Origin of the sequence: Bartonella sp. CM120XJJH (genome assembly GCF_042194715.1) — a bacterium.
Lineage (GTDB): Bacteria > Pseudomonadota > Alphaproteobacteria > Rhizobiales > Rhizobiaceae > Bartonella.
Map to the genome: position 1 here is coordinate 49424 of NZ_JBHINE010000014.1, position 7813 is coordinate 57236.

General features: G+C 37.6%; 6 protein-coding genes. 2 read left to right on the plus strand and 4 right to left on the minus strand.

The window, feature by feature from the left end; genetic code table 11:
* Positions 1-1226: 1226 nt before the first annotated feature.
* A complete protein-coding gene (locus tag ACFIKU_RS06665; RefSeq protein WP_273723677.1) occupies positions 1227-1385 on the minus strand; it encodes a hypothetical protein in 159 nt (52 codons plus the stop codon).
* A 35-nt stretch (positions 1386-1420) separates the two neighbouring features.
* Between ACFIKU_RS06665 and ACFIKU_RS06670 the strand changes: the two genes are divergently transcribed.
* Complete coding sequence (locus ACFIKU_RS06670) at positions 1421-2554, plus strand: type III PLP-dependent enzyme (RefSeq protein ID WP_375657039.1); 1134 nt, start codon at positions 1421-1423, stop codon at positions 2552-2554.
* Between the two features lie 75 nt (positions 2555-2629).
* On the plus strand, positions 2630-3214 hold the full coding sequence (locus ACFIKU_RS06675; RefSeq protein WP_375657040.1) for a GNAT family N-acetyltransferase: 585 nt from the start codon (positions 2630-2632) through the stop codon (positions 3212-3214).
* A 1079-nt stretch (positions 3215-4293) separates the two neighbouring features.
* Here the strand turns inward: ACFIKU_RS06675 and ACFIKU_RS06680 are convergent.
* The 3 genes from ACFIKU_RS06680 to ACFIKU_RS06690 form a co-directional block, all read right to left on the minus strand.
* Positions 4294-5865, minus strand: coding sequence for a DHA2 family efflux MFS transporter permease subunit (locus tag ACFIKU_RS06680; RefSeq protein ID WP_375657041.1), 1572 nt, complete (start codon positions 5863-5865; stop codon positions 4294-4296).
* Positions 5866-5887: 22 nt separating this feature from the next.
* Positions 5888-6982: an HlyD family secretion protein gene (locus ACFIKU_RS06685; RefSeq protein WP_375657042.1), complete on the minus strand. Its 1095-nt coding sequence runs from the start codon at positions 6980-6982 to the stop codon at positions 5888-5890.
* 173 nt (positions 6983-7155) lie between these two features.
* Complete coding sequence (locus tag ACFIKU_RS06690; RefSeq protein ID WP_375612302.1) at positions 7156-7548, minus strand: Fur family transcriptional regulator; 393 nt, start codon at positions 7546-7548, stop codon at positions 7156-7158.
* Positions 7549-7813: the final 265 nt, after the last annotated feature.

Below are 7813 nucleotides of genomic sequence, written 5' to 3' on the forward strand. Positions count from 1 at the left end.
GGACGTTAAAACGCAGATGCTAGGTGAGAAAAACAAAATGATAGTAAGAGGTTATGATTTCAGAATTTAATATAATACATTAATTTATAATGATAATTTATTTTAATTTGAATAAATAGAGTTAAATATTGTGAACTTTATTGCTTTCAGATTAGATGAGAACAAATCGCGTAAAACTCATTCACTTGTACGTTGCAAATGGGAGCAACGTGTGGACAAAAATCATTTTAGATAAGGTGTTATGAAACATTTCAATATAGGAGTTTTTGCAATATGGGGAGTTGGCAGATAGAATGGGGATACTGGTTTTTACTTTCATAAGTATAACGAGGGTGAGATGTCGTTGATCTATATCATGCAAGCGGCATTATACGGGTTATATTATACGGGGAATTCTTCATGATATTTTACTTAAGCGATGCTGTGAAATGGATGTAGAAGCGGGGATGTTTTTTCTTAGGCTGAAAATGAGAAGGATAACGGTATTTGTTGGGGAAGGACATCGTTACCTTTAAAGATGATGGTGCTTCAGTCGTTATTATCGCCAGTTTTCAATGTTAGTCATCTTTGCATTTGAGAGGATGTATAAGAGGTATCCCTTTTTTCAATTGTTTTTTATTTGTGATGTGCAAAAGAATGATTTTCATTGATTCATGGTAAGAGGAGGTGAGATAAGAGGATTTTATGATGAGATTTTTGTTTAAGGGCACAATAATAAATTATCATTATAAATTAATGTGTTGAGTAATTTATTTTGCGTTATTTTCTGCTGTGGATATTAGGAGATAGAATAGGGCAAAGAAACGAGGGGCTTAAAAAGCACGACAGTGATTCATGTTGCACGGATGATGTAAGGGGTGTCATCTCATGAAAGCGGATGGATGGCTTTGTCTGGTGGAGGAGAGTGTTGTTTTTTCGCATCATTTTATCTTTAAGAATTAAAAAATGTTTAAAATTAAAAAAATGATTGAAATGAGCAAGAATTCGTTTTATAGGACTCCTTGCCCAAAGTCGCACGTGCCTGTGGGTGTCCGCTGGTTCTCAAATGGTGAGATTAACCGGTACGGTACCTGGAACTAACCGCTCCAGTCATTCTTACAGCCAATTGCAAGAATGAGGACATCTTGAAGCAACGACGGTGCGGGCCTTTCTGGTGTCTTCCAGTTTTAAATGCTGGGATAACTATAGAGGCACACCTCATTGCCTTCAGTGCGGAAGTGGTTTTCTCAACTCCAATCAAAAAGGCAGATAAAATAGAATAACGCGGCTTCGCGCTGTTCTTTCGCTGCATGCAATGCTAATTTCTGGTTTTTTGTAATCAGAATGGGGATAGTTGTTGTGTGTTTTTGTCCTTTAGCTTTTGGCAGCTTTGGCTGTCCAAGCATAGAGTGGGGGAACTTTCCCTCAAGGAGAATTGCAGATGGCAACGCAACGTATTCGCGATTTTCTTGCAACACATCGTTCTGAAGGTCCATGCTTAATTGTTGACCTTGATGTTGTTCGTGACAACTATTTAAATTTTGAAAAAGCTCTGCCGCAGTCTCGTATTTTTTACGCAATAAAGGCCAATCCAGCACCTGAAATCTTGAGTTTGCTGAGTTCTTTAGGATCTTCTTTTGATGCGGCTTCTGTTGCAGAAATTGAAATGGCTTTAAAAGCAGGAGCAACGTCAGAGCGTATTTCTTTTGGGAATACGATTAAAAAAGAGCGTGATATTGCACGAGCATATGCATTGGGAGTTTCACTTTATGCCGTTGATTGTGTTGAAGAAGTGGAAAAAATTGCGCGTGTTGCTCCAGGAGCACGTGTTTTTTGCCGTGTTCTGACCGATGGCAAAGGTGCAGAGTGGCCATTGTCACGCAAATTCGGTTGTGTTCCAGCTATGGCGGTTGATGTTCTAAGACGCGCACACCAATTGGGTTTGCAAGCCTATGGTGTTTCTTTTCATGTTGGGTCTCAGCAAGTTGATCTGAGTGCGTGGGATCGTGCTTTATCGGATGCTGCTACAGTTTTTAAGCGTCTGGAACAAGAAGGCATTTCACTAAGGTTGGTGAATATGGGGGGCGGTTTTCCAACGCGTTATTTGAAAGATGTCCCTACAGAACAAGCTTATGGTACAGCAGTTTTTGATTCATTGAAAAAGCATTTTGGTAATCGTATCCCTGAGACGATTATTGAGCCTGGGCGTGCGATGGTTGGCAATGCTGGTGTCATTCGTACAGAAGTTGTTCTAATATCCAAAAAAGCTGATAATGATAATGTACGATGGGTTTATCTTGATATTGGGAAATTTAATGGTCTTGCTGAGACTATGGATGAAGCCATTCGTTATCCTATTGAGACACCTCATGATGATAAGGTTATGGAGCCTTGTATTTTGGCTGGGCCAACATGCGATTCCGCAGATGTTCTTTATGAAAAAACACCTTATCCGCTTCCTCTATCCCTAACGATAGGAGATGAAATATTGATTCATGGAACGGGTGCTTACACAACAACGTATGCATCGGTTGCTTTTAATGGTTTTGAGCCTTTACGATCATATGTAATCTGACATTTCCTTTTAACTATAGGTTTTTTAGATTTTTTGCTATGCTCGTCATGGCGCTATAAGAGGGCGGTTATAGAGATGAACATGATGAATTTTCAAACAAAAGATGGGGAGTGTTTTACACTTTCTTTGGAGCAAGAAGCCGATAAGCCTTATCGAGAAATTTTGCTTGATTCAACGATGGGGTATGGACGTAAACGTAAATCATCAGAGGCTTTACGTCGTGGTCGTTTGGCTGCTCAAGGGCTTTCTTTTGTGGTTAAAAATGCGCTTGGAGAGCTTGTGGGAAGTGTCCGTCTTTGGCATGTTTCTTTTTCTAAAGGAAAAAATAAAACACAACATGCTTTACTTTTAGGCCCCTTGGCTGTTGCATCTGAATGTGCTGGTATGGGAATAGGATCAATTTTAGTCCGCCATGCAGTTGAAACAGCAAAAAAATTGGGATATGGCGCCATTTTTCTAGTAGGGGATTTTGAATTTTATCAACGTTTTGGCTTTTCAAATAGTTTAACAGAAAATTTGGCTATGCCTGGTCCTTATGAAAAGCATCGCTTTCAAGCGTTGGAACTGATACCACATTATCTTTCTGGGTGTTATGGCACTTTAGCTCCTAGTGGAGAACGAGAAGTTTCAAATCGTTTTCAGCATCATAAAGTGGCTTGAAGATAGTGTTTATTTCGTTTTTAAACAGCTGGCATTGAGGAGAGCATACTGTTTTGACGAGTGCCAAAGTATTTAGCGGTACAAAGTTTTTGGGGAGTTGTATTGCGATTTTACTATATGACTTTTTCTTTATGTGGCTGATTTCTTATTTTTGATAAATTCAGTTAAGTGAGTAGGAATATATTTAAAGCTCATTTTTTTGAAATAGCGTCCTATTTTATAATATTAAAGGAACCGGATTTTGAGTGGTCTTGTATTCTTTTAAAGCCGGTATCATCATACAGTTTTCAATATCGTTGGTAGATCTAGCATCGAAACGGTTGGATATTTTACTTTTTTCTTAAACAGTCTTTATCTCCTTGCTTTTATGTGCAAGGCAATGGTTTTGATTGATGCAATAGAGCAGCAGTAGAATCAAAATTGTAAGTATCAGCTTTTTTAAAAGAGTGTAAAAAAATAAAATGACATGTTTAAAAGTAGCTTTTTTAAAAAATATATCATTACTTTTTTGCTATAAGGCTGAATCGTTTTGCAATTGGCATGAGAGTATCAAATACAAAATGATTTTCTCATGTAATCATTCAGAATCAAAAAAAACGTTATCCTACACATTATAAGGGAAATAGGTGCGTGAATAAAAATCACAAGAATCATAAATCTTTTATGAATATTCTTGTAAGAATCAAAGAGCGAAGGGCAAAGAATCTTACAGAATAGTTTTTATGAGGGAGGCAGCGTAAAAAGGGGGTAGATAGATGAGAGATTTAATGACAGGCGCAAATATTCTTTTAATGTTTTTTGCCCTATGGTGATAAATTAAAAATCTTATAGAAATAGCTGCTTTATCTTTATGGTGTTGAGCACTTTAGATAAGCTCTTCGTTTATTATCATCTAGAACAATTTTTGTATGCGAGAAGTTATTTTTAAGTGCGTAAAAAGCTCGCATTGAAAAGAATTTTTATCAGAAGAATCATTTAGAATCACATGTTGATTTATACTGTCTCTTGAGAAGAGATAAAGTGCATAGGAAGCGAGGAAAGTGATAAGGATAAAAACTATTTCTCAAATTTAATTAAGCTTAGTGGCTTGGTGGTGAATCCATGAGAGGTGGTATTTTTTTGAGAAACATAGTCATAAATGCCAAAACACCAAAGATAATGGTTATGATAAAGAAAATATCACTAAAAGCCATAATCATTGCTTGTATGCGTACCATACCAGACAATTGAGAAAGAGCCAGAGTATAGGAATCAAAGGTGTCTGTTTTGAAAAGTAAAGTAAGCTTTGAAAGCATTTCAGTTGCTTGTCTGTTTGCGTGGTTAATCGTTTCGGCTATTCGTTCGTAATGGAAGTCTGTGCGTTTTGTCATGAGAGTGCTGATAATGGCAAGCCCTACAGCCCCCCCTAGATTCCGGGTGAGATTAAATAGTCCAGAAGCATTTTGCATTCGTTCTGGTGGGAGTGTTCCCAAGGCAATATTATTAATAGGAACCATACATAACATTACAGAAGCACCACGGAAAACTTGCGGCCAAAAAAGCTGCCAAAAATCCCACTTATCTGTGATAGAGCTCGCCATCCAAGTACCTATTGCAAAACCAAAAAGTCCTATTGCCATCATTAAACGTGCATCCATTCGTGCTGAAAGAAATCCCGCAAGGGGAGCCGTTAATAACATGACGAATCCTGAAAGAAACAATGTTTCTCCAATCATAAGGGCATCATAATGGCGGATTTGGCTTAAATAGACAGGATAAAGGTACGTGAGTCCATAAAGACCTATTCCCAATGAAAAGGAAAAAACGGATGCAGCTGAAAAATTAAAATTAGAAAAAGTAGAGAGATCTACAATGGGTTCTTTTGCTGTAAAAGCACGCCAGAAGAATAAGATTGCAGCGAGAATCATGATAATGAACAAATCCCGAACCAGCCTATTACTCAGCCAATCATGACGCGCTCCTTCTTCTAGAACATACTCTAAAGTTCCCAAGAAAGTAGCCATAGAAATGAATCCTAACCAATCAAATTTCTTCATTAAAGAGGGATTAGCTTTATCAAAATCAATTAATTTCCAAGCGAGAATTGAGATGATGATTCCGCAGGGTACATTGATGAGAAAGAGCCAATGCCATGATGAAAGATGACAAATATAACCTCCCACGGTTGGACCAATGGTGGGGGCTAATGTTGCGACTAGTCCGACGATAGGGGTAACAATAGGACGTTTGGAAGGAGGAAAAAGGACATAGGAGGCAACAAAAACACTAGGGATAATGCCACCACCAATAAAACCTTGCAATGCACGGTAGATAATCATCTCTCCAATAGATGTTGCTGTTGCACAAAGAATAGAAGTAATCGTAAAACCGATCGCTGATAAGGTAAAGAAAACACGTGTTGAAAGTAATCGTCCTAAAAATCCAGAAAGCGGCAACATGATAACTTCAGCGATGAGATAGGAAGTTTGAACCCATGAAATTTCTTCAGAGCTTGCTGTAAGCCCCGCTTGAATTTCAGCTAAAGAAGAAGAAACGATTTGGATATCTAGGATTGCCATAAACATGCCAAAGGACATAGCAATAAAAACCACAATTTTGTGCATTCCTATGCGTTCTTGAGAGTGAGTGGACTCTGGTATGGAAGATGTCATAGTCAGATCTTCTACTTTTTTGTTATAAGAGATTTTTATCTTGTGGCTTTGTACGTGTATCAACTTTCACTGAAACACTCATTCCCGCTCGGATATGTCCGGTTTTTAAGACTTCCTCTGGAATAGAAATACGTACGGGAATGCGTTGGACAATTTTTGTAAAGTTACCAGTAGCATTTTGTGGAGGCAAAAGAGAAAAAACAGCACCTGTTGCGGGCGAAATAGAAAGCACTGTTCCTGTAAAAACCTCATTTTTAAAGGCATCAACAGAAATATAAGCTTTTTGTCCGGCATGAATGTCTTGTAGCTGTGTTTCTTTATAGTTTGCTTCAATATAAAGTGCATGTATGGGAACTAACGCTGCAAGATGTTGGCCATTTACAACAAAATCCCCCATTTTTGCTGTTAAATTTCCTATAATTCCATCAAATGGCGCTCGTATAATGGTCGAATCAAGATCACGTTGTGCTTTTTCACGCGTGAGCTCTAAACTCTTTGTTTGGCTTTCTATTTCACTTCGTTGCGCTTCTAGCACTCGGATATTTGCACGTGCTGCAGCTATTTGTGCATTCGCTCTATTAACATTCGCAATGGCTTGTTCATAATCTGATTTGGCATCATCAACCTCAGATTGAGGAGCATAACGATTGGCTTTCAGTTCTGTTACACGTTTTAAAGTGAGTTGTGCATTGGTTGCTATGGCTGAAGCGGCTGCTTTTTGCGCTTTTGCATCATCTAAAGCACTATGAGCGGCTGTGATTTGTGCATCAATGCGTAGAAGTGTTTTTTTCTGTGTGTTAAGATGCGCTTCTGTTTGATCTAAGGCTATTTGATAATCACCATTATCTAGGTAAAATAAAACATCGTCCTTTTTTACAACTTGATTGGCTTTAATGGCAATTTTTTCAATATATCCATTTAATTTAGTCGCAATAGCGGCTATATCTCCTTGCACGTAGGCATCTTCAGTGGAGAGTATATAACGCCATTGCGTTATATACTTATAGCTAAACCAAAGCACAAAAAGTGCAAAGACAATAAGAAGAGCCTTGATTACTTTTTTTTGTTGCGTTTTATTGAAATTTTTGGCTGAAAAAATTGCCTCAGCTACGGACATGATTTTATACTTTCAATATTTATGTTTCAATGAGTATAATAAACCCATCATTAAGATCGGGTGATATACGTGCACGGACGATAAGAGTTTTTCAAACAATAAGGCGATCTCTGGTACATAATGCTAAATATATCAACTTGCAAGTTAGAGATCTTATTTTCAAGTTAGAGGTATTATTTTATTGCGCATTTTTTACAAAGACCTCGTACTTCCAGGGTGCTTTTATGTGCTTGGAAGTCAACAGCTTGAACCATCTGTTTTAAACTCGATACAATCGTTTGATTTTGTATTTCGTTGACTGTGCCACAGTTTTCGCAAATAATAAACGTTGTAAGTTCATGTTGACAGTTTTCAGGGTGTAAACAGACCATAAAGGCATTTACACTTTCAAGACGATGAATACACTTTAACTGTACGAGTTTTTCTAATGCACGATAAACTTGGAGAGGTGCACGAAAACCTTCTTCGCGTAAGTGATTGAGAATCGCATAAGCACTTAAAGGCCCTTTTGCATTTTTTAAAGTGTTTAAAACCAATGTTTGGTTACGCGTCAGTTTAGATGACATTGACATCTTCCTTTTGCTCTCATGGAAAAGCATAAAACGTGTAAGATGTTTATGCAATGGTGATTATAGAATATGTACTCTATCTTTCTTAGCCTTTTACATGACATCATTGCGATATGTAAGAAAAGTTGCAATCGTTGTAAGGGCAGGGGTATTATAATCTGAAAGCCGCGGTTATCTAGCAAGGAATTTTTATAGGCTTTTTATTTTGACAGTAACGTCTTGAAATAGGAATTTTTGTTACAATATTTGATTAGTGTTTTTT

What these genes read in the sequence shown, in the direction of transcription:
- ACFIKU_RS06685 (WP_375657042.1), bottom strand. Translation starts at nt 6,982, where the DNA reads ATGTCCGTAGCTGAGGCAATTTTTTCAGCCAAAAATTTCAATAAAACG.
- ACFIKU_RS06680 (WP_375657041.1), bottom strand. Translation starts at nt 5,865, where the DNA reads ATGACATCTTCCATACCAGAGTCCACTCACTCTCAAGAACGCATAGGA.
- ACFIKU_RS06665 (WP_273723677.1), bottom strand. Translation starts at nt 1,385, where the DNA reads ATGCTTGGACAGCCAAAGCTGCCAAAAGCTAAAGGACAAAAACACACA.
- ACFIKU_RS06670 (WP_375657039.1), top strand. Translation starts at nt 1,421, where the DNA reads ATGGCAACGCAACGTATTCGCGATTTTCTTGCAACACATCGTTCTGAA.
- ACFIKU_RS06690 (WP_375612302.1), bottom strand. Translation starts at nt 7,548, where the DNA reads ATGTCATCTAAACTGACGCGTAACCAAACATTGGTTTTAAACACTTTA.
- ACFIKU_RS06675 (WP_375657040.1), top strand. Translation starts at nt 2,630, where the DNA reads ATGAACATGATGAATTTTCAAACAAAAGATGGGGAGTGTTTTACACTT.